We start from the raw sequence: 24,195 nt of genomic DNA on the forward strand, positions 1-24,195 counted from the left end.
GCGCCCCGGTTTCAGACCTTAGGCGGCCCGGGATAACCGCAATGCGCCCAGGACTCGGCGCGGGTGTACCAGGCCATCATCACCATCTGCTGCAATGAGCTATGGCCCATGCGCAGCAAGCTCAATGAACTGTTCTCCCAGCGTTCGAGGAAATGCCGCATCGCTTCAGCGCTGGCGTTTTCCCAACTGCCCCAGATGCCGGTAAGCGGGCCACGGGTCACGGCCATGCCCAGCACGTCGAACAGTTGCCGAGTGAGCTTGAGCATTTCCGGCGACACGTGATCGAGGCTGTAGTCCAGCGACTTCAGCGTGCCGTCGACCGCTGCGGGCATTTCCCCGGCGGCGACGGCGCCGTCGAGCATCACCGGGATCAGCGCGCGCAGGAACAGCAGATCGCCGTCGCGCAAAACCACAAAGCCGTTGGCGCTGACGCTCGACGAGCAGCCAGTGAGGCTGGCGCCAAGGCCGGCGGTGGCGAGAAACGCGGTGGCGCCGAGGCTGAATTTCAGCAGGCCACGGCGCGACAGGGCGGGTGTTTCGGTCAGGCTTGGGTGCATTGTTGTTATTACCCGGTGTCGACGAACGTTTAGCGAATGAACAGTTTCTGAATCAGTTTCTGAATCGATCTGCCGTAAGGCGGGTAGATCAGCCGGGCCGCGTTGAAGCGCTGTTTGATCAGCACACCCTTGGCCTTGCTGAACGTCAGGAAACCTTCGTGGCCGTGGTAATGGCCCATGCCCGAGGGGCCGATGCCACCGAAGGGCATATCGTCCTGAGCCACATGCAACAAGGTGTCGTTCAGGCACACACCGCCGGAATGGGTCTCGTGCAGTACGCGATGCTGCTCGCGTTTGTCGTAGCCAAAGTAGTAAAGAGCCAGAGGACGAGGCCGCTGATTGATGTAAGCGAATGCCTGCTCCAGATCGCGGTAAGGCACGATTGGCAGCAATGGGCCGAAGATTTCGTCCTGCATTACAGTCATCTCATCGCTGACATTGAGCAGCACGCTGTGTGGCATGCGTCGGCCCTGGCCTTGTTCGAACAGCGGGATCAGCAGCGCGCCCTTGCTGGTCGCGTCGCTGACGTAACCATTCAGTCGGGCCAACTGGCGTTCGTTGATGATCGCGGTGTAGTCGGCGTTGTCGGCCAGGGTCGGGTAGAAGCCTTGCACAGCCTGACGATAGGCCTCGACGAAAGCGCCGACGCGGTCTTCCGGCACCAGCACATAGTCGGGCGCGACGCAGGTCTGCCCGGCGTTCAGGGTCTTGCCGAAGGCGATGCGTTCGGCGGCGTCCTTGAGCGGTACGTCTCTGGAGACGATGGCCGGCGACTTGCCGCCCAGTTCCAGCGTCACTGGCGTGAGGTTTTCCGCCGCAGCGCGCATAACGTGTTTGCCGACGCTGGTGGAACCGGTGAACAGCAAATGATCGAACGGTAGACGCGAGAGCGCCACGCCGACATCCGCTTCGCCCAGCACCACGCAAACCAGGTCTTCGGGAAAGATCCGCGCCAGCAGCTCTTTGAGCAGCAGCCCGGTGGCCGGGGTCGATTCGCTGAGCTTGAGCATCACCCGATTGCCCGCTGCCAGGGCGCCGACCATCGGCCCTACGGCCAGATACAGCGGGTAGTTCCACGGCACGATCACACCGACCACGCCCAGCGGCTGGTAAACCACCTTCGCCGAAGCAGGCTGGAACGCCATGCCTACCTTGCGCCGCGAGGGCTTCATCCAGTTTTTCAGGTGACGACTGGCATAGTGAATGCCGTGCAGGCTCGGCATCAGCTCGGCGAGCAGGGTTTCGTCGGCGCTGCGGTGACTGAAATCGGCGCTGATCGCGTCGATCAATGCCTGCCGCTCAGCGCTGAGCAGATCGCGCAAAGCCTTAAGCCATTGCTGACGTTGTGCGGCCGGTGGCATCGGGTTGGCGGCGTACGCGGCCCGTTGTGCCTGGAACTGCCGATCGAGGGTTTCAAGAGGCTGTTGCAGCGTTTGCAGGTAGGCAATGTCGGCAGTCATCGCGGGCTCCGGATTTTATTGTAATGGGCACTTTTTAGAGTCTAAGCTCTAGAAAGTCAAACGACTTCCGTGCACGGCAAGGTTTTATCCATTTCCGGTTAGGTCGTAAGATGCGCCGTCAACGCACTCTGAATTAAAGCTCAAGCCATGGCCCCACGAATAAAAACCAGCGAGCGCATCGTTCAGAACAGCCTGGAGCTGTTCAATCAGCAGGGCGAGCGCAGCGTCAGCACCAACCATATCGCCGCGCACATGGAGATTTCTCCGGGCAACCTGTACTACCACTTCCCCAACAAGCAGGCGATCATCGCCGTGTTGTTCAGTGAGTACGAAGCCCTGGTGGACAGCTTTCTGCGTCCGCCTCAGGGCCGCCCGGCGACCGTCGAGGACAAGCGTTTCTATCTCAAGGAACTGCTTTCGGCCATGTGGCGCTACCGTTTCCTGCATCGTGACCTTGAGCATCTGCTCGACAGCGATGCGGAACTGGCCGCGCGTTATCGGCGTTTCTCCCAGCGCTGCGTGATCCAGGGGGCCGCAATCTACGAAGGTTTTGTCGCCGCCGGCATTCTGAAAATGGATCGCGTGCAGATCGAATCGCTGACCCTCAATGCGTGGATCATTCTGACCTCGTGGGTGCGTTTTCTATGCACCACGCGGGAAAACTCCAACCACCTCAGCGAACAGGCCGTGAAGCGTGGCGTGTACCAGGTGCTGGTGCTGGAAGCAGGGTTTGTTACCGATCAGGCGCGGGATGAAGTCAACGCATTGTTCGACGAGTTCTACGTGCCGCTGGCGCAGGCTCTCGAAGACGTGAAATAAACCGTTCAGCCGAATTCCACAGGAGCCCGTTATGTCGATTGCGCAGTTGATCAGCCCACAAGCACTGGACGCTCGCAAAGAGCAGCCGGGGCTGGTGATTCTCGATTGTCGTTTTGCCCTCGAAGATCCGGATTACGGCCAGCGCAGCTACGCCGAAGGGCACATTGCCGGGGCGAGTTTCGCCGATCTGGAACGGGATCTAAGCGGCAAAGTCGAGAAGGGCGTGACCGGGCGTCATCCGTTGCCCGAGCCGGCGGCGCTGATCGAACGCCTGCAAGCCTGGGGCATCAGCAACGACAGCGATGTGGTTCTGTATGACGACGGCCCGGGTGCATACGCGGCGCGGGCGTGGTGGTTGCTGGCATGGCTGGGCAAGCGCGACGGCGTATTCATTCTCGATGGCGGGCTCAAAGCCTGGCACGCCGCCGGCCTGCCGCTGAGCCTGGATCCGCCGAGCGTGACGCCGGGCAGCTTCAGTGGTCAGCCGGACATGAGCCTGTTGCTCAGCGCCGAACAATTGCAGCAGCGCCTCGGCCAGCCAACCCTGACCCTGCTCGACGCCCGCGCCTTGCCGCGCTTCAAGGGCGAAATGGAACCCATCGATCCGGTCGCCGGGCACATTCCCGGCGCGCAGTGCGCGGCGTTCACCGACAACCTCGGCAGTGATGGACGGTTTTTGCCGGCCGAGCAGCTCAAGCAGCGCTTTGCGGCGAAACTGGGCGATCGCTCACCGTCGGAACTGGTCGCCTACTGCGGGTCCGGGGTGACGGCGTGTCACAACCTGTTTGCACTGTGCCTGGCTGGGTATCCGCTGGCGGCGCTGTATGCCGGATCGTGGAGCGAATGGATCAACGAGCCATCGCGCGGCATTGCCACGGGCGAATAAACTCAGCGATCTCCTGTAGGAGTGAGCCTGCTCGCGATGGCGGTATGTCTGTGAGTTAAATGCCAACTGACTCACCGCTTTCGCGAGCAGGCTCGCTCCCACATTGAGCCAGGTTGTGCCATACATTTTGATGCCGACACAAATCCCTGTGGGAGCGAGCTTGCTCGCGAAGGCGTCCTGTCAGGCATTGAATTTCCAGACTGACACACCGCGATCGCGAGCAGGCTCACTCCTACAGGGGATATGCGGTGTTCACACACTGGTCTCGGCCAGCCATTGCGGGATACGCCGCTCCAGGTAATACCTCGGGCGGCGCACCGAGCCATCGACGAAGCCGACATGACCGCCACGCGCCTGCAATTCGAACCGGGTGCAGGCTGACAACTCGTCGGCTTGCGGCAGGCTGTGGGGAAATACAAACGGATCGTCCGCCGCCTGAATGATCAGCGTCGGCGTGCGGATCTCGCCGAGGTAATAGCGGCTCGAGGCGCGGCGGTAATAATCCTCGGCATCATTGAAGCCATGCAGCGGCGCGGTAACCCGGCCGTCGAAATCCCAAAACGTACGCATGTTCTCCAGCGAGCCGAGCGCGGCCAGTTTCGCCAGGCCGTCTTCGCGCCCGTCATGCTGGAACTGACGCTGCTTGTTTCTGATGTAGGCGACCATCTCGCGCATGAAGTGCGCCTGATACACCCGCGAAAACCCTTGGCCGATACGATCGGCACATTGATCGAGACGGAACGGCACCGACACCGCCACCGCGCCGAGCACGCCGCTGTCGCTGCCGGTTTCGCCAAGATGTTTGAGCAGCACGTTGCCGCCCAGTGAATAGCCGACCGCGTACAACGGCGCCAACGGTCGTTTGGCGCGCAGGTGCTGGATGGCTTCGGCAAGGTCTTCGCTGGCGCCGGAGTGGTAGCTGCGCGGCAACAGATTCGGCTCGCCGGAACAACCGCGCCAGTTCAGCGCGACGCTGGCCCAGCCCTGCTCGGCCAAGGCCTTTTGAATGCCCGCCACATAGGGCGAATTGGAAGAGCCGGTCAAACCGTGCAGCACCAGTACCAACGGCGCCTCGGCGCTGTGCGGGCCGTGCCAGTCGAGGTCGAGGAAGTCGCCGTCCTCGAGCCACAGGCGTTCGCGTTCGCGCTCGATGTGCACGGTCTTGCGCCACAGCGGCCCCCACAGGGTTTGCAGATGTGGATTGCCGAGGCCGAAGGCGGGGATGAAGCGTTCTGGCGAAGGGGGCACGATGATTCTCGATGGGCTTGTGGCGAGGAAGCTCGCCCCCTCGCCGCAGGTTGCTTGCGACCTTGTCAGCCGGCGATGTCCGCCGTGCGCTGCCACAGCGCGTAAAAAACCCGACCGGATTTCTGTTCACGATGCAGACGCCAGTTGCCCGGCAGGCCCAGCGTCGATGGCGCTGTTTCGCTTTCCGTGTAGATCCACGAATCGGCGGCCAGCCATTGGCGCTCTTCCAGCAAAGTACACACCGCTGGCAACAGGTTCTGGTTGAACGGCGGGTCGAGGAACACCAGATCGAACGGCGTCGCGGTCTGGGTTTCCAGGTAGCGCAGCGCATCGGCGGTTTGCACCTGGCCGTTGCTGCAACGCAGGGTGCCGAGGTGTTCTTTCAGGCTGGAAACCGCAACGTTGCTGGCGTCCAGCGCCTGGGCCGTGGCCGCGCCACGGGACAGCGCTTCGAGAAACAGCGCGCCGCTGCCGGCGAACGGGTCGAGCACTTTCGCCCCTTCGACATACGGCGCGAGCCAGTTGAACAGGGTTTCACGCACGCGATCCGGGGTCGGGCGCAGGCCCGGTGCGTCGGGGAAGCTCAGCTTGCGGCTGCGCCACTGGCCGCCAATGATGCGCAGCTGGTTCACGCCGTTGTGCACGTTTTGCACAGGTTTTTTCGGTGCTCGAGTGGCCATTAATGCTCCGGAACCCCGAGCGGTTGCTCGGCGGGTTTATCAGATGGGGCCGGTAACGGCTTTTGCGGCACGGTCGGGCCAGCGGTGACGATGACCATTTTCTCCGTGCTCAGGTGTTTGTTCAGCGCAGCGCGGACTTGCTCTACGGTCAGGCTTTGCGACTGCCGCATGAAATCGTCCAGATAGCTCAGCGGCAGATTATAGAAGCCCATCGCGCCGAGCTGGCCAACGATGTCGGCGTTGCTCGCGGTGGACAGCGGGAAGCTGCCGGCCAGTTCGCGCTTGGCATCGTCGAGTTCTTTCTGTGTCGGCCCGGTTTTCAGGTAGTCGGCGAGTACGTCCTGCACCAGTTTCAGGGTGCCTTCGCTCATCTCCGCACGGGTCTGCAGGTTGATCATGAACGGACCACGGGCCTGCATCGGGCTGAACGCCGAATACACGCCGTAGGTCAGGCCGCGCTTCTCTCGCACTTCGCTCATCAGGCGCGTACCGAAACCACCGCCGCCGAGGATCTGGTTGCCCAGCGACAGCGCGGCGTAATCCGGATCGTCGCGATCGATGCCCAGTTGCGCGAGCATCAGGTTGGTCTGTTTCGACGGAAACTCGATGTGGTTGACGCTGGCTTGCGGTTCCTGCGGCGCGGCGATTTTCGACAGTGCCGGACCTTTCGGCAGGGCAGAAGAGACCTGATTGGCGATCGCCTCGGCTTCGGCTCGCGACAAATCACCAACCAGCGCAATCACCGCATTGCCGGCGGCGTAGGCCTTGGCATGGAACTCGCGCAATTGCGCGACGGTGATCTTCGGCACGCTTTGGGCATTGCCATCGCTGGAATGCGCGTATGGGTGATCGCCGTACAGACGCTTCATCAGCTCGAGGCTTGCGAGTTTGCCGGGGTTCTGTTTCTGGTATTCGAAACCGGCGAGCAACTGGTTCTTGATGCGCGCGAAGGAGTCGGCGGGGAAGGTCGGTTTGCCGACCACATCGGCGAACAGCTTCAACGCCGGTTCACGCTGCTCGGGTGCGCTGAGGCTGCGCAGCGAAGCCAGCGCCATGTCCTTGAACGCACCGTTGCCGAAGTCGGCGCCGAGGCCTTCAAACCCTTGAGCGATGGCGCCGACGTCTTTGCCGGCAATGCCTTCGTTGAGCATGGCGTTGGTCAGCACCGCGAGGCCGGGGACGTTGCCATCCTGGCTGCTGCCAGCGGCGAAGATCAGGCGCATGTCGAACATCGGCAGCTCATGCGCTTCGACGAACAGCACTTTCGCGCCTTCAGCGGTGTTCCAGGTCTGTACGTCGAGCTTGCGGCTGGCCGGGGCCTTGCCGTCGAGTTCGGCCAGCGATTGCAGTTTCTGGCTGGACTTGGCGTTATCCAGTGCTTCGCTGGCCTTGCTGTCAGCGCTTGGCGACAAATAAACCGCTGCCGAGCCGATCACTGCGACAGCAATCAGGCCAAGCAGCATCAAGCGTGGGGTTTTGCGCTCACTCATGAGTCGTCTCCATTGGCAGGACGTGGGCGACGCTGAGACGTTCGCGGGTGAAATACTTTTTCGCGGCGTTCTGGATGTCTTGCGGGGTCACGCTCTCCAGATCGGCCAGTTCGGTGTCCATCAGTTTCCACGACAGACCGACCGTTTCCAGTTGACCGATCGCGGTGGCCTGGCTTGTGATCGAGTCACGCTCGTAGACCAGGCCGGCGATGACTTGAGCGCGGACGCGTTCCAGCTCTTCGGCAGACGGCGCGGTGGTTTTCAGTTGCTCAAGCAGTTTCCACAAGCCGGCTTCGGCCTGGGCGATGGTCTTTTTCTTCTGCGTATTTGGCGTGGCCGACAGGGTGAACAGGCTGTCGCCACGGGTATAGGCGTCATAGTCCGACGAGCCGCCGGAGACCAGCTCTTCGCCGCGTTCCAGTTGCGCCGGGATGCGTCCGCTGTAGCCGCCGTCGAGCAGCGCCGAGATCAGGCGCAAGGCGTTGACCGAGCGTTTGTCTTCAGCGGTTGCAATGCTCGGCACGTTGAAGCCAAGCATCAGGCTCGGCAGTTGGGTCTGCACGCGCAGGGTGATCTGGCGTTCGCCGGGCTCGGCCAATTCCAGCGGTTTTTTCGCCGGTGGCACGTCGCGTTTGGCGATCGGGCCGAAATAACGCTGGGCGAGGGTTTTCACTTCGTCCGGAGTGACGTCACCGACCACCACTAGCGTGGCGTTGTTCGGCGCGTACCAGGATTGATACCAGTGGCGCAGTTCCTCGACTTTCATACGGTCGAGGTCAGCCATCCAGCCGATGGTCGGCGTGTGATAACCGCTGGCCGGGTAGGCCATGGCCTTGTAGCGCTCGTAAGCCTTGGACATCGGCTTGTCATCGGTGCGCAGGCGGCGCTCTTCCTTGATGACTTCGATTTCCTTGGCGAACTCGTCGGCCGGCAGGCGCAGGTTGGCCATGCGGTCGGCTTCCAGCTCGAAGGCCACGCCGAGACGATCACGGGCCAGCACCTGATAGTAAGCGGTGAAGTCGTCGCTGGTGAACGCGTTCTCTTCGGCGCCGAGGTCGCGCAGGATCAGCGAGGCTTCGCCGGGGCCGACTTTTTCGCTGCCCTTGAACATCATGTGCTCAAGCGCGTGGGACAGACCGGTCTGCCCCGGAGTCTCGTAGCTGGAGCCGACCTTGTACCAGATCTGCGAAACGACCACCGGCGCACGATGGTCTTCGCGCACGACGACCTTGAGGCCGTTGTCGAGGGTGAATTCATGGGTCGGTTGCGGGTCGGCCGCCAGGGCCGAAAGGGGCAGGCAGACTGCGCTGAGCAGCAGGCCAGCAGCGCGGCGGGCAAGAGCATTCATTCGTTTTTCAACCTGTTGGGCTGCCCGCTTGGTCTTAGCGTCGGCGGGCGAGAGGGTGCTAGGATACTGATCCGTTTTACTGGCGGCCACGCCTATCAGGCCTGAGGGTGTGATAAGGCTGATTAGGTTTGCGGCGCAAAGCTGTGTTTTTCCCACTAAACTCCGCGTTTTCGCCGATCTTTGCCGGTTTAGACCATCGTAAAAGCGATCCTTGAGGTGCCTTCGGCGCCTCGACCAAATGTTGCGCGTGAACAAGCTGGATGAAACACAGTCTGTTCTGCATCGAATATTTATTTGCCGGGGCGCCCTGTTGGCGCGTCGCTACCGTGAGATAGCCGTCCTCCATGTTTGGTTCCAACGACGACAAGAAGAGCCCAGCTGCGGCTGGCGAGAAGAAAAGCCTGTTCGGATGGCTGCGGAAGAAACCGCAGGAACCCGTCGTCGAACAGCCGCCCGCGATTCCTGAGCCGGCCCCCGCGCCAGCACCTGTTATAGAAGAAGAACCGGCGCCGATTGTGCTGCCGATCGCCGAGCCGGTGCTGCAACCGGAAGCTGAGGCCGAGCCCGAAACGCCGGCCGCTGCCGAGTTGCCGCTGACGCCCGCCGCCGAGCCGTGGCTGACCTTGCCAGTGGCAGAAGAACCGGTCGCGCTGGTTGAAGAAGCAGCGCCGCATGTGACGCCAGTGATTCCTGCGCCGGTTGCCGAGGTTGCGGCGCAGCCTGTGCTTGAAGCGGTTGTCGAGCCAGCGCCGGTCATTTCTGAACCCGCCGCCCCGGTTGTCCCGCCGTCGGAGCCTGCACCGATTGCCGCTGCGCCGGTTGTCGCTCCGGTCGCTCCGGTCGTGCCGGTCGAAGTCCCTGTAGAAGCGCCAGTCGAAACCCCGCGCACCGAAGAAACCAAAGCCGGCTTCTTCGCCCGTCTCAAGCAAGGCCTGTCGAAGACCAGCGCCAGCATCGGCGAGGGCATGGCCAGTCTGTTCCTCGGGCGCAAGACCATTGATGATGACCTGCTCGACGACCTCGAAACCCGTCTGCTCACCGCCGACGTCGGCGTTGAAGCCACTACGCTGATCATCCAGCGCCTGACCCAGAAGGTCGCACGTAAGGAGCTGGCCGACGCCGACGCCCTGTACAAATCTCTGCAGGCCGAATTGGCAGCGATGCTCAAACCGGTTGAACAGCCACTGAAAATCGCCTCGCAGAACAAGCCTTTCGTGATCCTGGTGGTCGGCGTCAACGGCGCTGGCAAGACCACCACCATCGGCAAGCTGGCGAAGAAGCTGCAATTGGAGGGTAAGAAGGTCATGCTGGCGGCCGGCGACACCTTCCGCGCCGCGGCCGTGGAGCAATTGCAGGTCTGGGGCGAGCGCAACAAGATTCCGGTGATTGCCCAGCACACCGGCGCCGATTCCGCTTCGGTGATCTTCGACGCGGTGCAAGCGGCCAAGGCCCGTGGCATCGACGTGCTGATCGCTGATACCGCCGGTCGTCTGCACACCAAAGACAACCTGATGGAAGAACTGAAAAAGGTTCGCCGGGTGATCGGCAAGCTCGATGCCGACGCGCCGCACGAAGTGCTGCTGGTGCTCGACGCCGGCACTGGCCAGAACGCCATCAACCAGGCCAAGCAGTTCAACCAGACCGTCGAACTGACCGGCCTGGCCCTGACCAAACTCGACGGCACCGCCAAGGGCGGGGTGATTTTCGCCCTGGCCAAGCAGTTCGGCCTGCCGATCCGCTACATCGGCGTCGGTGAAGGCATCGACGATTTGCGCACCTTTGAAGCCGAACCCTTTGTCCAGGCACTGTTTGCCGAGCGGGAGCGTTCATGATTCGTTTCGAACAGGTCGGTAAACGCTACCCGAACGGTCACGTCGGCTTGCATGAGCTGAGCTTTCGAGTCCGTCGTGGCGAGTTCTTGTTTGTCACCGGTCACTCCGGTGCCGGTAAATCCACGCTGTTGCGCCTGTTGCTGGCAATGGAACGGCCGACCAGCGGCAAATTGCTGCTCGCCGGGCAAGACCTGAGCACCATCAGCAACGCGCAAATTCCGTTCCTGCGCCGACAGATCGGCGTGGTGTTCCAGAATCACCAGTTGCTGTTTGATCGCACGGTGTTCAACAACGTCGCCTTGCCGCTGCAAATCCTCGGCCTGTCCAAGGTCGAGATCGCCAAGCGCGTCGATTCGGCGCTGGAGCGCGTGGCGCTGTCGGACAAATCCGATCTGTACCCGGGCGATCTGTCCACCGGTCAACAACAGCGCGTCGGCATTGCCCGCGCCATCGTCCATCGCCCGGCCTTGCTGCTGGCGGACGAACCGACCGGTAACCTCGACCCGCGCTTGGCGGCGGAGATCATGGGCGTGTTCGAAGACATCAACCGTTTGGGCACCAGCGTGCTGATCGCCAGTCACGACCTGGCACTGATCGCGCGCATGCGTCATCGCATGCTGACCCTGCAACGCGGCCGCCTGATCGGCGACGGGGAGGCCGGGGTATGAGTGCGACACGCAGTCCGAAGGTTTCCGAGCGCGTGGCCCCGAAGGCCGCCGATCCGCAACCGCAGAAAAAGAAAATGCACGACGATGACGACGGCCCGGACTTCGCCACGCTGTTTCGCGCCTGGATCGAAAGCCATCGCGCCAGCCTTCTCGACAGCCTGCGCCGCCTCGGCAAGCAGCCGATCGGCAGCTTCTTCACCTGCATGGTGATGGCCGTGGCGTTGAGTCTGCCGATGGGGCTGTCGCTGTTGCTCAACAACGTCGAGCGTCTTGGCGGTTCCTGGCAGCGCGCGGCGCAGATTTCCCTGTACCTGCAACTCGACGCCAGCCCGGAGCAGGGTGACGCGCTGCGTGAGCAGATCAAAGGCATGCCCGGCGTCGCTGATGCCGAATATGTCGGCCGTGATCAGGCGCTGGAAGAGTTCCAGCAGCAGTCCGGCCTGGGCGAAGCCCTGCGTGAGCTGCCCGAAAACCCTTTGCCGGGTGTGGTGCTGGTGACACCGAACGAAGTCGACAAGCCGACACTCGAAGCATTAAGACAAAAACTTTCCGAGCTGCCGAAGGTACAACAGGCGCAACTTGATCTAGTCTGGGTCGAGCGTCTGGCCGCCATCCTCAAGCTTGGCGACCGCTTTGTCTTCGGTCTGACGGTGTTGTTGGTGTCTGCATTACTTTTGGTGATAGGCAATACCATTCGTCTTCATATTGAAAACCGCCGCACCGAGATAGAAGTGATTAAACTCGTCGGCGGCACTGACAGTTATGTGCGCCGCCCTTTTCTTTATATGGGCGCGTTGTATGGCTTTGGTGCAGGGCTGTTGTCCTGGGGCGTATTGGCGTTCGGCCTCAACTGGCTGAACGATGCGGTGGTCGGGCTCGCCGGTTTGTACGGCAGTGATTTCGCCCTGGCCGGCGTGCCAGTGGCCGACGGTCTGTCGCTCTTGCTTGGCGCGGTGCTGTTGGGTTATATCGGTGCATGGATTGCAGTCGCACGTCATCTCAGGGAGCTGGCGCCGAAGTAGAATCTTTTTTGCGCGTGATTGACCTTGCGGTTTTTATGGGAACTTGTACCTGAGTTCCCGGTCAATTTTTCGCAGTGCCGAGAGGCACGAGTATGTGAGTGGGAGGTTTTTTCGTATGACCAATTCTTTGCAACCTGCGTATGCGCTGGTTCCGGGTGCGAACCTGGAAGCCTACGTGCACACCGTCAACAGCATTCCATTGCTGACGCCGGAGCAGGAGCGTGAACTGGCCGAGAGTCTCTACTATGAGCAGGATTTGGGGGCGGCTCGGCAGATGGTGCTCGCCCACCTGCGTTTTGTCGTACACATTGCCCGTAGCTATTCCGGCTACGGTCTGGCTCAGGCTGACCTGATCCAGGAAGGTAACGTCGGCCTGATGAAGGCCGTCAAGCGCTTCAACCCGGAAATGGGTGTGCGTCTGGTGTCGTTCGCCGTGCACTGGATCAAGGCGGAAATTCACGAGTTCATCCTGCGCAACTGGCGCATTGTGAAAGTCGCGACCACCAAGGCCCAGCGCAAGCTGTTCTTCAACCTGCGCAGCCAGAAGAAGCGTCTGGCGTGGCTGAACAACGAGGAAGTCCACCGTGTGGCGGAAAGCCTCGGCGTCGAACCACGTGAAGTGCGCGAGATGGAAAGTCGTCTGACCGGTCATGACATGGCCTTCGACCCGGCTGCCGAAGCTGACGACGACAGTGCTTTCCAGTCGCCGGCCAACTACCTGGAAGACCACCGGTACGACCCGGCCCGTCAACTGGAAGATGCCGACTGGAGCGACAACTCCAACACCAACCTGCACGAAGCACTGGAAGTGCTGGACGAGCGCAGCCGTGACATCCTCTACCAGCGCTGGCTGGCAGAAGAAAAAGCCACGCTGCACGACCTGGCGCAGAAGTACAACGTGTCGGCCGAGCGAATCCGTCAGCTCGAAAAGAGCGCGATGAACAAGCTCAAGTTGTCGATCGCCGCCTAACCGGCGCATCAGCAATAAAAAACGCCCCGATCAGCGATGATCGGGGCGTTTTTATTTCTGTTTCAACACAAATCCCTGTGGGAGCGAGCCTGCTCGCGAATGCGGTTTATCAGTGACACAGACTGACACACCGCTTTCGCGAGCAGGCTCGCTCCCGCATTGGTATTCCGGTGTTATTCAGCCCAAGGCGCCCGTCGCGAATCATTTAGCCCGAGCAAATAACTGTCCCCGCCCAACTGACTCATCTGCTGCCGAATCCACCCGGCACGGCGCGATACATAACCGGTCGGATGACTCGCGCTCCACACCCGTGGATTGGGCAGTACCGCCGCCAGATAACTCGCCTGCTGGCGCGACAATGACTTCGCGCTCACGCCAAAGTGATGCCGCGCCGCCGCTTCAGCGCCAAACACGCCGTCATCCCACTCGACACTGTTCAGGTACACCTCAAGAATCCGCTGCTTGGGCCAGAACACCTCGATCAGCGCGGTAAACCACGCTTCCAGGCCTTTGCGCAGATAACTGCGACCCGACCACAGAAAGAGGTTTTTCGACACCTGTTGGCTCAAGGTGCTGGCGCCGCGAATCGAGCCGCCCAGCTCGTTGTGGGCCAGAGCGGCCTGAATCGCGCGCAGATCAAAGCCCCAGTGCTCGGGGAATTTCTGGTCTTCGCCAGCAATTACCGCCACTTTCAGGTCATCGGAGATCTCGTTCCACGGTTTCCAGGTGCGCTGCAGGTCAATCGGCTCGCCGTCGACCCAGGATTCCACCTTGCGCTCGACCATCAACGCCGTGCCTGGCGGTGGCACGAAGCGGAACACCAGCACCAGCAAGACGCTGCCGCCGGCGAACCAGAGCAGAGCCTTCGTGAGACGACGGAAAATTGAACGCAGCATAGAGATGGCTTGGCCGAACCCGTGGAGCGGGCCATTATACAGACCCTGCCGATGGCGTCTGACTGGAGTTCCCCATGCTGCGTGGCTTTTTGATGCTGGCCGCTTTTTTCGGATTCACCGGTGTTGCGCTCGGTGCGTTTGCCGCCCACGGCCTGAAAAACCGTCTGACGCCGGAATACCTGACGATTTTCCACACCGGCGTCACCTACCAACTGGTGCACACACTCGCGCTGTTCGGCGTTGCGCTGCTGGCCACGCAGATTCAAGGGCGCCTGATTACTTGGGCCGGCCTGTCCTTCACCGTCGGCATTGTGTTGTTCTCCGGCAGCCTGTATCTGCTGACCATGACCGGCATCAGCAAACTCGGCATCATCACGCCGTTTGGTGGCCTCGCGTTTCTCGTCGGTTGGGTTTGCCTCGGCCTCGCTGCTTGGCGCTTGCAGCCAACCGCTTGACGCTTGGTACTGACCTTTAGGTCATGATCGGGCTAGAATGCCAGCCCCTAAAAATGATGGCGGCGTTGTGCATGCGCATTCAGTTGAACGGCGAGTCCTTTGAATTGCCCGACGGTGAAACCGTTGCGGGCCTGATCACCCGTCTGGATCTGGCCGGACGTCGCGTGGCGGTCGAGCTCAATCTGGACATCGTCCCGCGCAGCCAGCATGCCGACACCACGTTGAACGACGGCGACAACGTCGAAGTGGTCCACGCCATCGGCGGCGGCTGATTGTCGCGGCCCGCAAGGGCACAGAATTCTGCAAGACCCTCACCCTTAAAGAGGATTCCCCATGAGCATCGTTCGTAGCGACAAGCCTTTTGTGCTGGCCGGTCGTACTTACCAGTCGCGTTTGCTGGTCGGTACCGGCAAGTACCGTGACATGGAAGAAACCCGCCAGGCCATCGAAGCCTCGGGTGCCGAGATCGTCACCTTCGCCGTGCGCCGCACCAACCTGGGCCAGATCGAAGGCGAGCCGAACCTGCTCGAAGTGCTGTCGCCGGATCGCTACACCTTCCTGCCGAACACTGCCGGTTGCTACGACGCCATCGAAGCCGTGCGCACCTGCCGCCTGGCGCGTGAGCTGCTCGACGGCCACAATCTGGTGAAGCTGGAAGTGCTGGCCGATCAGAAGACCCTGTTCCCCAACGTGATCGAAACCCTCAAGGCCGCCGAAACCCTGGTCAAGGAAGGCTTCGACGTGATGGTCTACACCAGCGATGACCCGATCATCGCCCGGCAACTGGCGGAAATCGGTTGCATCGCCGTGATGCCGCTGGCCGGTCTGATCGGCTCCGGTCTGGGTATCTGCAATCCGTACAACCTGCAGATCATCCTCGAAGAAGCCAAGATCCCGGTGCTGGTGGATGCCGGTGTCGGTACCGCTTCCGACGCGACCATCGCCATGGAGCTGGGTTGCGACGCCGTACTGATGAACTCGGCCATCGCCCACGCCCAGCAACCGGTCATGATGGCGCAAGCCATGCAGCACGCCATCGTCGCTGGTCGCCTGGCGTACCTCGCCGGCCGCATGCCGAAAAAACTTTATGCCAGCGCCTCTTCGCCGCTGGATGGTCTGATCAAGTAAGAGCCATTGATGACTGAATCGAACGACACGCCTGTCCAGCCGGACGAAGGCGACGAGCGCCAACACCGCCGCATCAAGAGTTTCGTGATGCGCGCCGGGCGCATGACCGAAGGCCAGCAACGCGGCCTGGACCAGGGCGCGCCGCTGTACGTGCTGCCGCTGGCCGATGCGCCGGTCGATTACGACCAGGTGTTCGGCCGCTCGGCACCGCGCTCGCTGGAAATCGGTTTCGGCATGGGCCACTCGCTGCTGGAAATGGCCGCAGCTGCCCCAGAGCAGGATTTCATCGGTGTGGAAGTGCACCGCCCGGGTGTCGGCGCGCTGCTCAATGGCGTGCTGACCCAAGGGCTGACCAACCTGCGGGTCTACGATTGCGACGCGATCGAAGTGCTCAACCGCTGCATCGCCGACAACAGCCTCGATCGTCTGATGCTGTTTTTCCCGGATCCGTGGCACAAGAGCCGCCACCACAAGCGCCGCATCGTCCAGGCCTCGTTCGCCGAACTGGTGCGCAGCAAGCTCAAGGTCGGCGGCATTCTGCACATGGCCACCGACTGGGAACCGTACGCCGAGTACATGCTGGAAGTGATGAGCGTCGCCCCGGGCTACCGCAACCTCGCCGAAGACGGCAAATGCGTCCCGCGCCCGGCCGAACGCCCGATCACCAAGTTCGAACGCCGTGGCGAACGCCTTGGCCATGGCGTGTGGGATCTGAAGTTCGAAAAGATCGCTTAAGCATCACGCAATAAAAACTGTGGGAGCGAGCCTGCTCGCGAAAGCGGTCTGACAATCAACGATGATGTTGGATGTCAAGACGCCTTCGCGAGCAGGCTCGCTCCCACATTTCGTTTTGGGGTGTTTGCGGGGTCAGCGGCGGTCAGCAACCACGCCGATCAGTACCAGTACCACCAGCAGCACCGGCGCCAGGCTGTAGTTGTTGAACTGGCTCAGGCCTTTGATCACCCACGGCGTGGCGTAGATCAGCGCGGCGCCGCTGCCGATCAGGCAGAGCAGGGCCATCAGGGGCACGCGCAGGGCGCCGGCGATGCTGCCCAGGCGTTGCTCGACCCAGCCTTTGAAGTCAGCGCCGAACAGCACCAGCAGGCAACCGACCAGCGCCAGAGCGATTTGCGAGAGATTGCTGCGGCTCCAGCGGGAGACGGTGGCCAGCAGGTCGAGTATCAAATCCATGCGTTTTCCCTTTGAGCTGAAGTCAGTTCAGAAATTGTTGCAGCAAGTCGTTGAGGAACAGCTGGCCGCGTTCGGTCGCCGCCAGGCGTGACGGTTCGACCTGCAACAGGCCGCTTTGTTCGGCTTCGCGCCGGCCTTCGGCGAGGGTTTCCAGCGACAGGCCGGTGCGCTCCGGATACAGGCGCGATTCGACCCCGGCGGTCAGGCGCAGGGCGTTCATCAGGAACTCGAAGGGCATCTCGTCATTGCTCAGCGATTTCTCGCCGGCCTGAAAGCTTTTCGCCGGGTTCAGATAATCCTTCGGCAGGCGGGTTTTCCATGTGCGCACGATACGCCCGTCCGGGTGACTCAGCTTGCCATGGGCACCGGCGCCGATGCCGATGAAATCGCCAAAACTCCAGTAATTGAGGTTATGCCGCGCCGGGCGACCGGCCTGGGCATACGCCGAAACTTCGTACTGCGCGTAACCGTGCTCGGCCAGCAGCGCCTGCCCAGCTTCCTGAATGTCCCACAGGGTGTCGTCTTCGGGCAGCACTGGCGGCTGGTTCCAGAACACCGTGTTCGGCTCCAGCGTCAGTTGATACCAGGAAATGTGCGTCGGCTTCAGCGCAATGGCCTGGCGCAGATCGCTCAGGGCATCGTCCAGCGACTGATCGGGCAAACCGTGCATCAAGTCCAAATTGAAGTTATCGAACCCGGCCTGCCGCGCCATGCCCGCCGCACGCACGGCTTCGTCACCGTTGTGGATGCGGCCGAGGGCCTCCAGCTTTTCTTGCTGAAAGCTCTGGATACCGATCGACAGCCGATTGATCCCCAGCTTGCGATAGGCGACAAACTTCTCTTGCTCGAAGGTGCCCGGATTGGCCTCAAGGGTGATTTCGATGTCGGCGGCGAACGGGATGCGCTGTTCGACGCCCTTCAGCAAACGCCCGAGGGCTTCGGCGCTGAACAGGCTCGGCGTCCCGCCACCGAAGAAAATCGAAGTCAGCTCACGGCCATACACCGCATGCAGATCCTGATCGAGATCGGCCAGCAGCGCGTCCACGTATTCCTGCTCCGGCAGCACCGGGCTGGCGGTGTGCGAGTTGAAATCGCAATACGGGCATTTGCGCACACACCATGGGATGTGGATGTACAGCGCCAGGGGCGGCAGGGTGGGCAGCGGTGCCCGAGGCGAGGACGCGGCGCCGCCGATGATCAGCGACGACGCGCAAGAATCAGTGGTCATTTCAAGCCCAGACGCTGGCGCAGCAGATCCATTGCACGGGCGCGGTGGCTGATCTGGTTCTTGTCGGCCGGGCTCAGCTCGGCGCTGGAGCAGTCGCGCTCCGGCACCCAGAACAGCGGGTCGTAACCGAAACCGTGTGCGCCGCTGGCTGCGTTGAGGATGCGCCCGTGCCACAGGCCTTCGCAGAGGATCGGCAGCGGATCATCGGCGTGGCGCACCAGTGCCAATACGCAGACGAACTGCGCGCCGCGCTCGGCTTGTGGCACGTCCTTCAGCGCATCGAGCAGTTTGGCGTTGTTCGCCGCATCGCCCTGGCCGTCGGCATAACGCGCAGAATAGATGCCCGGCGCACCGCCAAGGAAATCCACTGCCAGCCCGGAGTCGTCGGCCAGTGCCGGCAGCCCGGAAATGCGCGCGGCATTGCGGGCCTTGAGGATCGCGTTCTCGACAAACGACAGGCCGGTTTCTTCCGGCTCGACCTTGCTCCACTCGCCAATCGAGCGCAGTTGCACCGAGTCGCCGAGCATGGCCTGGAGTTCTTTGAGTTTGCCGGCGTTATGGCTGGCCAGTACGAGCTGCTTGATGTTCATCATTCGCCGGGAAAGAGTTCTTGGTTGAAATTGATGGTGTTGATCTTGTCGCCGTTCTGCACCTTGATTTCAAAGGTGCGGGTTTCCTGCTGCGGCACCGGGTACTGGGCGATGTAGTAGATCGCGCCCTGCTCGGTGACCTGGCGGAATTTCAGCGCCACGCTGTTGCTGGTCAGGTCCTTGATCGTGCCGGTGACGCTGGCGATCACCGGTTTGCCGTCCTTGACCACCGAGACGTTGATCACGCCCTGGTTCTTGCTGCGGATCAGCTCGGCAGCCTTGGCGATGTCCGGTTGCAGGAACGTCGAGTTGAAAGTGTTGTAGTGCACCGTGATGTCGCCGAAGGTTTCCTTGCGTTCACCTTTGATGACGTCCGCCGCCATGGCGCTGGCGCTCAGGCAGGCGGTGAGTAACAGCAACGCTAGACGACTCATGTTCGTGCTCCTTCAAATGCCCAGGCTCAGACCGCGACTCGGTGGTCCGCCAGCTGCGGACTGCTGACGCGGTAGATACCGATTTCACCTAACAGATTAGGCCATAGCTTACTGGCCCACCCGTGGCGGTGCTGTTGATCCACGGCAAGCCGATCAATGACCTTCGCATCACGTTCGCGGCACAGTTCTTCGAAATCCTCGAAGGTGCAGAAGTGGATGTTCGGCGTGTTGTACCAGGTGTAGGGCAGGAATTCCGAGACCGGCATGCGGCCCTTGCTCGCCAGATACCAGCGGCAGCGCCAGTGGCCGAAGTTGGGGAAGGTGATGATGCACTGACGGCCGACCCGGAGCATTTCGTCGAGGATCTTGTCCGGGTAATGCACCGCTTGCAGGGCCTGGGTCATGACGACGATGTCGAAACTGTTGCTGGCAAAATTGCCCAGGCCTTTGTCCAGATCCTGCTCGATGACGTTAATGCCCTTGGCCACGCACTCGGCGATGTTGTCAGCGTCGTTTTCTAGGCCATAACCGGTGACGTTCTTGTTGTCGCGCAGCCAGGTCAGCAGCTCGCCGTCACCGCAACCCAGGTCAAGGACGCGGCTGCCGGCGGGGATCCATTCCTGGATGATTTCCAGATCAGCTCTCATGGCTTTCTCACAACGAAATGCGGTTCATGTAATTGCCGAACGCCTGCAAGTAACGCGGGATCGGAATCAGGAAGGCGTCGTGGCCCTGGGGCGCGTCAATTTCCAGATAACTGACGTCCTTGCGCGCGGCAATCAGCGCATCCACCAGCTCCCGCGAGCGCGCCGGGGAGAAGCGCCAGTCGGTGGTGAACGACATCACGCAGAATTTGGCTGTGGCGTTTTCGAATGTTTTCGCCAGGTCATCGTCGAAGTTAGCCGCCGGATCGAAGTAATCCAGCGCTTTGGTCATCAACAGATAAGTGTTGGCATCGAAGCGCCCGGAGAACTCTTCGCCCTGATAACGCAGGTAGCTTTCGACCTGGAACTCGACACTGTGGAAGTCGTAGTTGAGCTTTTCGCTCTTCAGGCCACGGCCGAATTTCTCGCCCATGGAATCATCGGACAGATAGGTGATGTGCCCGACCATGCGCGCCAGCATCAGCCCGCGCTTGGGGATTACGCCGGCTTCCTGGAACGAGCCGCCGTGGAATTCCGGATCGGTGAGGATCGCCTGACGCGCGACTTCGTTGAAGGCGATGTTCTGCGCCGACAATTTCGGCGCCGAGGCGATCGCAAGGCAGTGCCGCACGCGATCCGGGTAGGTGATGGTCCATTGCAGGGCCTGCATGCCGCCGAGGCTGCCGCCGATCACTGCCGCCCACTGGCGGATGCCGAGCAGGTCAGCCAGACGCGCTTGGCTGTGCACCCAGTCTTCGACGGTGAGCACCGGGAAATCGGCGCCGAACGGCTTGCCGGTCTCCGGGTTGATACTGCTCGGCCCGGTGGAGCCGTTGCAGCCGCCGAGGTTGTTCAGGCTGACCACGTAGAACTTGTTGGTGTCGATCGGCTTGCCGGGGCCGATGCAGCTGTCCCACCAACCGGGCTTGCGGTCGTCGACGCTGTGATAACCAGCGGCGTGATGATGACCGGACAGCGCGTGGCAGATCAGCACGGCGTTGCTCGCCTGGGCGTTCAGCGTGCCGTAGGTTTCATAAATCAGGTCATAAGCGGCCAGCGAACGGCCACAGGCCAGCGTCAGCGGTTCGCTGAAATGCGCGGTTTGCGGCGTTACCAGACCAACAGAATCGGCGGGAAAGGCAGTTGGCATCGACCCTGCTCTCGTTGAAATGAGGCGTAAGTCTAAAGACCGGGGGGGTTAGCGGCAAGCAACGATCAGGTCCGGCGTTTTCGCTTCGGACCGAGGTGCAGCCATTCGCGAGCAGGCTCGCTCCCACAGTTGAAATGCATTCCAATGTGGGAGCGAGCCTGCTCGCGAAAAAGGCGACTCGGTCAGTCAGACCGAACGCACTGGCTTACATCAGCAAACGCAGAATCTCCGGCATCATCGTCATCGCCGCCAGATTGTTGATCACCAGCATGTCGATCAATTTCAGCGCAAGGAAGGCGAAGATCGGCGACAGGTCCAGGCCGCCGAGGTTCGGCAGGAAGCGGCGGAACGGTGCCAGCGCCGGTTCGCAGATCTGGTTGACCAGCTCAGCGCCCGGGTTGTGGCTGCCCGGTGCAACCCACGACAGAATCACGCTGATGATCAGGGCGAAGAAGAAGATCTTCAGGAACAGTGCAGTGACGCCGATCAGCGACCAGATCACCAGTTGCAGCGGGTTGCCAGTGGTGCCGTAGGTCAGCAGCAGGGTCAGCGCCATCAGCAGCAGTTGCACCAGAATCGCCAGCACCAGCGACGACATGTCGAGGCCGAACAGGCTCGGGATGATCCGGCGCAAAGCCTTGAGCAGCGGCTGAGTGGCCTTGACCACAAACTGGCACAGCGGGTTGTAGAAGTTCGCCCGCACCAGTTGCAGGACGAAGCGCAGCAGCACGATCAGCAGGTACAGGCTGCCGAGGGTTTGCAGCACGTAAACCGCTGCGGTGTTCAATCCGATCATGTAAGGCTCCTTTATTTGCCCAGTTGTTCGGCCATTTCGGCCGAGCGGTGCGCGGCGGCGCCGAGTGCGGTTTCAACCAGCGCTTCGAAGCCGCCAGCCTGGAATGATTTGATCGCAGCTTCCGTGGTGCCATTCGGCGAGGTCACGCGGCGACGCAATTCGGCTGCATCGACATCGCTGGACACCGCCATGTGCGCGGCGCCCAGAGCAGTCTGCACGGTCAGTTGCTCAGCGATCTCTTTTGGCAGGCCAAGCTTGACGCCGGCGGCGGTCATGGCTTCGATCAGCAGGAAGAAGTACGCCGGGCCGGAGCCGGACACTGCGGTGACTGCGTCCAGTTGCTGCTCCTCGTCCAGCCACAGGGCGATGCCGACGGCGGACAGCAGCTCTTCGGCTTGCTGACGCTGCTCGGCGGTTACTTCGCTGGTCGCGTACAAACCGCTGACACCCTGACGCAGCAGCGCCGGAGTGTTCGGCATGCAGCGCACGATCGGCTGCTCGCCGAGCCATGCAGTCATGCTCGCGCAGGTGATGCCGGCGGCGATCGACACCACCAGTTGGTTCGGTTTGAGGCTCGGGCGAATCGCCTCGCACACGGCTTTCATCGCCTGTGGCTTGACCGCCAGGACGATGACACCGACGCCGTCGATGGCCTGGGCGTTGTCAGCGAAGGTTTCGATGCCGTGTTCGGCGCTGACTTTGGCGCGGGTGTCTTCGCCCGGATCGCTGGCGCGGATCTGCGCCGCTTCCAGACCTTTGGCGCGCAAGCCGCCAATCAGACTGGCCGCCATGTTGCCCGCACCGATAAACGCAATACGTGTGTTGCTCATGTGTGGTCCTTATCTGGAAACGTTCAAGACTGGGAATAATCTCTGGCGCCAAACAGCGCGGTTCCGATCCGCACCCAGGTGGCGCCTTGGGCGATGGCTGACTCGAGGTCGTGGCTCATGCCCATGGACAGTGTGTCGAGCGGCAGAGCGAGGCTCGCCTGCAGTACCTGCACGGCGGCGAAGGCAGCGTCCTGTTCGGCGCGCTCCTCGGTCGGCTCGGGAATCGCCATCAGTCCGCGCAGTTTCAAGCGTGGCAACGCGCTGATGGCCTCGGCCAGCGCTGGCAGATCGACCGGGGTGCAACCGGATTTGCTCGCCTCGCCGCTGACATTGACCTGAATGCAGATGTTCAGTGGCGGCAGTTCGGCCGGGCGTTGTTCGGACAGGCGTTGGGCAATTTTCAGACGATCCACGGAGTGCACCCAGTCGAAATGCTCGGCAATCGCGCGAGTCTTGTTCGATTGAATGGGGCCGATGAAGTGCCAGATCAAGGGCAGGTCGGCCAGCTCCAGCTGTTTGCCCAAGGCTTCCTGCAAGTAGTTTTCGCCGAAGTCGCGCAGGCCCGCCGCATAGGCTTCCCGCAGGGCCTGGGCGGGTTTGGTCTTGCTCACGGCGAGCAAATGGATGCTGTTTTCGTCGCGGTGCGCAGCTTTGGCCGCTGCCTGGATGCGCGAACTAACCTGAAGGATGTTGTCTGCTATCGTGGACATCAAGAGGCGCCGGCGGTCTGTAGGTTCGCGGCATTCTACTGGAATTGAGGGACGCTATGGATATCACTGAACTGCTGGCCTTCAGCGCCAAACAGGGCGCTTCCGACCTGCACCTGTCGGCCGGCCTGCCGCCGATGATTCGCGTCGATGGCGACGTGCGACGGATCAATCTGCCGGCGCTGGATCACAAGCAAGTGCACGATCTGATCTACGACATCATGAACGACACCCAGCGCATCGAATTCGAGAAAAATCTGGAAACGGATTTTTCCTTCGATGTACCCGGCGTGGCGCGCTTTCGGGTCAACGCCTTCAACCAGAACCGTGGCGGCGGAGCGGTGTTCCGAACCATTCCGTCGAAAGTGCTGAGCATGGAAGACCTCGCCATGGGCGATGTTTTCCGCAAGATCACCGATGCGCCGCGCGGGCTGGTCCTGGTCACCGGGCCGACCGGCTCCGGCAAGTCGACCACGCTGGCGGCGATGATCGATTACCTCAACACCCATCGCCATCACCACATTCTCACCATCGAAGACCCCATCGAGTTCGTCCACGAATCGCGCAAATGCCTGATCAATCAGCGCGAAGTCCACCGCGATACCCGCAGCTTCGCCACCGCACTGCGCTCGGCCCTGCGTGAAGACCCGGACGTGATTCTGGTCGGCGAGATGCGTGATCTGGAAACCATTCGCCTGGCGCTGACCGCCGCTGAGACCGGGCATCTGGTGTTCGGCACGCTGCACACGACCTCGGCGGCGAAGACCATCGACCGCGTGGTCGACGTGTTTCCCGGCGACGAGAAGTCCATGGTTCGTTCGATGCTCTCGGAGTCGTTGCTGGCGGTGGTGTCGCAGACATTGATCAAGAAGATCGGCGGCGGGCGGGTGGCGGCGCATGAAATCATGTTGGGGACGTCGGCGATCCGGAATCTGATCCGCGAGGACAAGGTGGCGCAGATGTATTCGGCGATTCAGACGGGCGGGTCGCTGGGGATGCAGACACTGGACATGTGCCTGAAGGATCTGGTGACCAAGGGCTTGATCAGCCGCGAGCATGCGCGGGAAAAAGCGCGTACGCCGGATAATTTTTAACCGCCAAAAGCAAAAGATCGCAGCCTTCGGCAGCTCCTACAGAGAAACGCTGATCCCAGTGTAGGAGCTGCC

Annotated in this window: 27 protein-coding genes; 11 read left to right on the forward strand and 16 right to left on the reverse strand. The window is 61.6% G+C overall.

Annotation, left to right across the window (positions count from 1 at the left end; translation table 11 throughout):
* Positions 1–11: 11 nt before the first annotated feature.
* Complete coding sequence (locus AC0IXA_RS15255; protein WP_130899340.1) at positions 12–557, reverse strand: twin-arginine translocation pathway signal protein; 546 nt, start codon at positions 555–557, stop codon at positions 12–14.
* 29 nt (positions 558–586) lie between these two features.
* A complete protein-coding gene (locus tag AC0IXA_RS15260; protein ID WP_471813752.1) occupies positions 587–2,017 on the reverse strand; it encodes a coniferyl aldehyde dehydrogenase in 1,431 nt (476 codons plus the stop codon).
* Positions 2,018–2,164: 147 nt separating this feature from the next.
* Here AC0IXA_RS15260 and AC0IXA_RS15265 point away from each other — a divergent pair, with 147 nt between their 5' ends.
* Both AC0IXA_RS15265 and AC0IXA_RS15270 read left to right on the forward strand, forming a co-directional pair.
* On the forward strand, positions 2,165–2,836 hold the full coding sequence (locus AC0IXA_RS15265) for a TetR/AcrR family transcriptional regulator (RefSeq protein ID WP_016772708.1): 672 nt from the start codon (positions 2,165–2,167) through the stop codon (positions 2,834–2,836).
* Positions 2,837–2,867: 31 nt separating this feature from the next.
* Complete coding sequence (locus AC0IXA_RS15270) at positions 2,868–3,722, forward strand: sulfurtransferase (protein WP_471813754.1); 855 nt, start codon at positions 2,868–2,870, stop codon at positions 3,720–3,722.
* A gap of 252 nt (positions 3,723–3,974) precedes the next feature.
* Here AC0IXA_RS15270 and AC0IXA_RS15275 read toward each other — a convergent pair whose 3' ends face one another.
* The 4 genes from AC0IXA_RS15275 to AC0IXA_RS15290 all read right to left on the reverse strand — a co-directional run bounded on the left by AC0IXA_RS15275 (position 3,975) and on the right by AC0IXA_RS15290 (position 8,488).
* Positions 3,975–4,970: a hydrolase gene (locus AC0IXA_RS15275; protein ID WP_471813756.1), complete on the reverse strand. Its 996-nt coding sequence runs from the start codon at positions 4,968–4,970 to the stop codon at positions 3,975–3,977.
* A 65-nt stretch (positions 4,971–5,035) separates the two neighbouring features.
* Positions 5,036–5,650, reverse strand: a complete 615-nt coding sequence (gene rsmD, locus AC0IXA_RS15280; protein WP_016772711.1) for a 16S rRNA (guanine(966)-N(2))-methyltransferase RsmD — start codon at positions 5,648–5,650, stop codon at positions 5,036–5,038.
* Positions 5,650–7,140, reverse strand: a complete 1,491-nt coding sequence (locus tag AC0IXA_RS15285; protein WP_471813758.1) for a M16 family metallopeptidase — start codon at positions 7,138–7,140, stop codon at positions 5,650–5,652. Before AC0IXA_RS15285 ends, rsmD begins: the two co-directional genes overlap by 1 nt.
* Entirely contained in the window at positions 7,133–8,488 is a 1,356-nt protein-coding gene (locus AC0IXA_RS15290) for a M16 family metallopeptidase (RefSeq protein WP_207807521.1), read from the reverse strand. Before AC0IXA_RS15290 ends, AC0IXA_RS15285 begins: the two co-directional genes overlap by 8 nt.
* A 344-nt stretch (positions 8,489–8,832) precedes the next feature.
* On the opposite strand from AC0IXA_RS15290, the gene ftsY reads away from it, so the two are divergent.
* The 4 genes from ftsY (at position 8,833) to rpoH (ending at position 12,980) form a co-directional block, all read left to right on the forward strand.
* Entirely contained in the window at positions 8,833–10,320 is a 1,488-nt protein-coding gene (gene ftsY, locus AC0IXA_RS15295) for a signal recognition particle-docking protein FtsY (protein ID WP_341638109.1), read from the forward strand.
* Entirely contained in the window at positions 10,317–10,988 is a 672-nt protein-coding gene (gene ftsE / locus AC0IXA_RS15300; RefSeq protein WP_016772715.1) for a cell division ATP-binding protein FtsE, read from the forward strand. Before ftsY ends, ftsE begins: the two co-directional genes overlap by 4 nt.
* A complete protein-coding gene (gene ftsX / locus AC0IXA_RS15305; RefSeq protein ID WP_341638108.1) occupies positions 10,985–12,010 on the forward strand; it encodes a permease-like cell division protein FtsX in 1,026 nt (341 codons plus the stop codon). The genes ftsE and ftsX overlap by 4 nt, the downstream gene beginning before the upstream one ends.
* Positions 12,011–12,125: 115 nt before the next feature.
* The gene (rpoH, locus tag AC0IXA_RS15310) at positions 12,126–12,980 is read left to right on the forward strand and encodes an RNA polymerase sigma factor RpoH (RefSeq protein WP_016772717.1); all 855 of its coding nucleotides are present in this window, start codon (positions 12,126–12,128) and stop codon (positions 12,978–12,980) included.
* A 173-nt stretch (positions 12,981–13,153) separates the two neighbouring features.
* Here rpoH and mtgA read toward each other — a convergent pair whose 3' ends face one another.
* Positions 13,154–13,876 (reverse strand): monofunctional biosynthetic peptidoglycan transglycosylase, encoded by a 723-nt coding sequence (gene mtgA / locus AC0IXA_RS15315; RefSeq protein WP_095181330.1) that lies wholly within the window; start codon positions 13,874–13,876, stop codon positions 13,154–13,156.
* Positions 13,877–13,950: 74 nt separating this feature from the next.
* Here mtgA and AC0IXA_RS15320 point away from each other — a divergent pair, with 74 nt between their 5' ends.
* The 4 genes from AC0IXA_RS15320 to trmB all read left to right on the forward strand — a co-directional run bounded on the left by AC0IXA_RS15320 (position 13,951) and on the right by trmB (position 16,194).
* Positions 13,951–14,331 carry a DUF423 domain-containing protein gene (locus AC0IXA_RS15320; RefSeq protein WP_471813761.1) on the forward strand — a complete coding sequence of 127 codons (381 nt, stop codon included), beginning with the start codon at positions 13,951–13,953 and terminating at the stop codon, positions 14,329–14,331.
* 71 nt (positions 14,332–14,402) lie between these two features.
* Positions 14,403–14,603, forward strand: coding sequence for a sulfur carrier protein ThiS (gene thiS, locus AC0IXA_RS15325; RefSeq protein ID WP_038861193.1), 201 nt, complete (start codon positions 14,403–14,405; stop codon positions 14,601–14,603).
* Positions 14,604–14,664: 61 nt separating this feature from the next.
* Positions 14,665–15,459 (forward strand): thiazole synthase, encoded by a 795-nt coding sequence (locus AC0IXA_RS15330; RefSeq protein ID WP_007964131.1) that lies wholly within the window; start codon positions 14,665–14,667, stop codon positions 15,457–15,459.
* Positions 15,460–15,468: 9 nt separating this feature from the next.
* The gene (gene trmB, locus AC0IXA_RS15335; RefSeq protein ID WP_093097446.1) at positions 15,469–16,194 is read left to right on the forward strand and encodes a tRNA (guanosine(46)-N7)-methyltransferase TrmB; all 726 of its coding nucleotides are present in this window, start codon (positions 15,469–15,471) and stop codon (positions 16,192–16,194) included.
* Between the two features lie 132 nt (positions 16,195–16,326).
* Here trmB and AC0IXA_RS15340 read toward each other — a convergent pair whose 3' ends face one another.
* The 9 genes from AC0IXA_RS15340 to AC0IXA_RS15380 form a co-directional block, all read right to left on the reverse strand.
* Positions 16,327–16,650, reverse strand: a complete 324-nt coding sequence (locus AC0IXA_RS15340) for a DUF3392 domain-containing protein (RefSeq protein WP_471813763.1) — start codon at positions 16,648–16,650, stop codon at positions 16,327–16,329.
* Positions 16,651–16,672: 22 nt separating this feature from the next.
* Positions 16,673–17,878 (reverse strand): radical SAM family heme chaperone HemW, encoded by a 1,206-nt coding sequence (gene hemW, locus AC0IXA_RS15345; protein WP_016772724.1) that lies wholly within the window; start codon positions 17,876–17,878, stop codon positions 16,673–16,675.
* The gene (gene rdgB / locus AC0IXA_RS15350; RefSeq protein ID WP_122506139.1) at positions 17,875–18,471 is read right to left on the reverse strand and encodes an RdgB/HAM1 family non-canonical purine NTP pyrophosphatase; all 597 of its coding nucleotides are present in this window, start codon (positions 18,469–18,471) and stop codon (positions 17,875–17,877) included. The genes hemW and rdgB overlap by 4 nt, the downstream gene beginning before the upstream one ends.
* Positions 18,468–18,902, reverse strand: coding sequence for a DUF4426 domain-containing protein (locus AC0IXA_RS15355; protein ID WP_016772726.1), 435 nt, complete (start codon positions 18,900–18,902; stop codon positions 18,468–18,470). The genes rdgB and AC0IXA_RS15355 overlap by 4 nt, the downstream gene beginning before the upstream one ends.
* A gap of 26 nt (positions 18,903–18,928) precedes the next feature.
* Positions 18,929–19,549: a methionine biosynthesis protein MetW gene (metW, locus tag AC0IXA_RS15360; RefSeq protein WP_024014659.1), complete on the reverse strand. Its 621-nt coding sequence runs from the start codon at positions 19,547–19,549 to the stop codon at positions 18,929–18,931.
* A 7-nt stretch (positions 19,550–19,556) separates the two neighbouring features.
* Entirely contained in the window at positions 19,557–20,696 is a 1,140-nt protein-coding gene (gene metX, locus AC0IXA_RS15365; protein ID WP_471813765.1) for a homoserine O-succinyltransferase MetX, read from the reverse strand.
* Positions 20,697–20,901: 205 nt separating this feature from the next.
* Complete coding sequence (locus AC0IXA_RS15370; RefSeq protein ID WP_471813767.1) at positions 20,902–21,492, reverse strand: YggT family protein; 591 nt, start codon at positions 21,490–21,492, stop codon at positions 20,902–20,904.
* 11 nt (positions 21,493–21,503) lie between these two features.
* Positions 21,504–22,322: a pyrroline-5-carboxylate reductase gene (proC, locus tag AC0IXA_RS15375; protein WP_471813769.1), complete on the reverse strand. Its 819-nt coding sequence runs from the start codon at positions 22,320–22,322 to the stop codon at positions 21,504–21,506.
* A 23-nt stretch (positions 22,323–22,345) separates the two neighbouring features.
* On the reverse strand, positions 22,346–23,032 hold the full coding sequence (locus tag AC0IXA_RS15380; protein ID WP_471813771.1) for a YggS family pyridoxal phosphate-dependent enzyme: 687 nt from the start codon (positions 23,030–23,032) through the stop codon (positions 22,346–22,348).
* Between the two features lie 56 nt (positions 23,033–23,088).
* Between AC0IXA_RS15380 and AC0IXA_RS15385 the strand changes: the two genes are divergently transcribed.
* Positions 23,089–24,123, forward strand: coding sequence for a type IV pilus twitching motility protein PilT (locus AC0IXA_RS15385; RefSeq protein WP_280038732.1), 1,035 nt, complete (start codon positions 23,089–23,091; stop codon positions 24,121–24,123).
* Positions 24,124–24,195 lie beyond the last annotated feature (72 nt).

The organism is Pseudomonas sp. AC083, from assembly GCF_979253165.1.

Bases quoted from the DNA above. Each gene is read 5' to 3' on its own strand.
- AC0IXA_RS15340 (WP_471813763.1), bottom strand. From the start codon at position 16,650: ATGGATTTGATACTCGACCTGCTGGCCACCGTCTCCCGCTGGAGCCGC.
- metX (WP_471813765.1), bottom strand. From the start codon at position 20,696: ATGCCAACTGCCTTTCCCGCCGATTCTGTTGGTCTGGTAACGCCGCAA.
- ftsE (WP_016772715.1), top strand. From the start codon at position 10,317: ATGATTCGTTTCGAACAGGTCGGTAAACGCTACCCGAACGGTCACGTC.
- AC0IXA_RS15265 (WP_016772708.1), top strand. From the start codon at position 2,165: ATGGCCCCACGAATAAAAACCAGCGAGCGCATCGTTCAGAACAGCCTG.
- AC0IXA_RS15255 (WP_130899340.1), bottom strand. From the start codon at position 557: ATGCACCCAAGCCTGACCGAAACACCCGCCCTGTCGCGCCGTGGCCTG.
- AC0IXA_RS15380 (WP_471813771.1), bottom strand. From the start codon at position 23,032: ATGTCCACGATAGCAGACAACATCCTTCAGGTTAGTTCGCGCATCCAG.
- trmB (WP_093097446.1), top strand. From the start codon at position 15,469: ATGACTGAATCGAACGACACGCCTGTCCAGCCGGACGAAGGCGACGAG.
- AC0IXA_RS15290 (WP_207807521.1), bottom strand. From the start codon at position 8,488: ATGAATGCTCTTGCCCGCCGCGCTGCTGGCCTGCTGCTCAGCGCAGTC.
- metW (WP_024014659.1), bottom strand. From the start codon at position 19,549: ATGAGAGCTGATCTGGAAATCATCCAGGAATGGATCCCCGCCGGCAGC.
- AC0IXA_RS15285 (WP_471813758.1), bottom strand. From the start codon at position 7,140: ATGAGTGAGCGCAAAACCCCACGCTTGATGCTGCTTGGCCTGATTGCT.
- rpoH (WP_016772717.1), top strand. From the start codon at position 12,126: ATGACCAATTCTTTGCAACCTGCGTATGCGCTGGTTCCGGGTGCGAAC.
- ftsY (WP_341638109.1), top strand. From the start codon at position 8,833: ATGTTTGGTTCCAACGACGACAAGAAGAGCCCAGCTGCGGCTGGCGAG.
- AC0IXA_RS15370 (WP_471813767.1), bottom strand. From the start codon at position 21,492: ATGATCGGATTGAACACCGCAGCGGTTTACGTGCTGCAAACCCTCGGC.
- AC0IXA_RS15260 (WP_471813752.1), bottom strand. From the start codon at position 2,017: ATGACTGCCGACATTGCCTACCTGCAAACGCTGCAACAGCCTCTTGAA.
- ftsX (WP_341638108.1), top strand. From the start codon at position 10,985: ATGAGTGCGACACGCAGTCCGAAGGTTTCCGAGCGCGTGGCCCCGAAG.
- AC0IXA_RS15270 (WP_471813754.1), top strand. From the start codon at position 2,868: ATGTCGATTGCGCAGTTGATCAGCCCACAAGCACTGGACGCTCGCAAA.
- AC0IXA_RS15385 (WP_280038732.1), top strand. From the start codon at position 23,089: ATGGATATCACTGAACTGCTGGCCTTCAGCGCCAAACAGGGCGCTTCC.
- thiS (WP_038861193.1), top strand. From the start codon at position 14,403: ATGCGCATTCAGTTGAACGGCGAGTCCTTTGAATTGCCCGACGGTGAA.
- AC0IXA_RS15330 (WP_007964131.1), top strand. From the start codon at position 14,665: ATGAGCATCGTTCGTAGCGACAAGCCTTTTGTGCTGGCCGGTCGTACT.
- proC (WP_471813769.1), bottom strand. From the start codon at position 22,322: ATGAGCAACACACGTATTGCGTTTATCGGTGCGGGCAACATGGCGGCC.
- AC0IXA_RS15320 (WP_471813761.1), top strand. From the start codon at position 13,951: ATGCTGCGTGGCTTTTTGATGCTGGCCGCTTTTTTCGGATTCACCGGT.
- rsmD (WP_016772711.1), bottom strand. From the start codon at position 5,650: ATGGCCACTCGAGCACCGAAAAAACCTGTGCAAAACGTGCACAACGGC.
- AC0IXA_RS15355 (WP_016772726.1), bottom strand. From the start codon at position 18,902: ATGAGTCGTCTAGCGTTGCTGTTACTCACCGCCTGCCTGAGCGCCAGC.
- hemW (WP_016772724.1), bottom strand. From the start codon at position 17,878: ATGACCACTGATTCTTGCGCGTCGTCGCTGATCATCGGCGGCGCCGCG.
- mtgA (WP_095181330.1), bottom strand. From the start codon at position 13,876: ATGCTGCGTTCAATTTTCCGTCGTCTCACGAAGGCTCTGCTCTGGTTC.
- rdgB (WP_122506139.1), bottom strand. From the start codon at position 18,471: ATGATGAACATCAAGCAGCTCGTACTGGCCAGCCATAACGCCGGCAAA.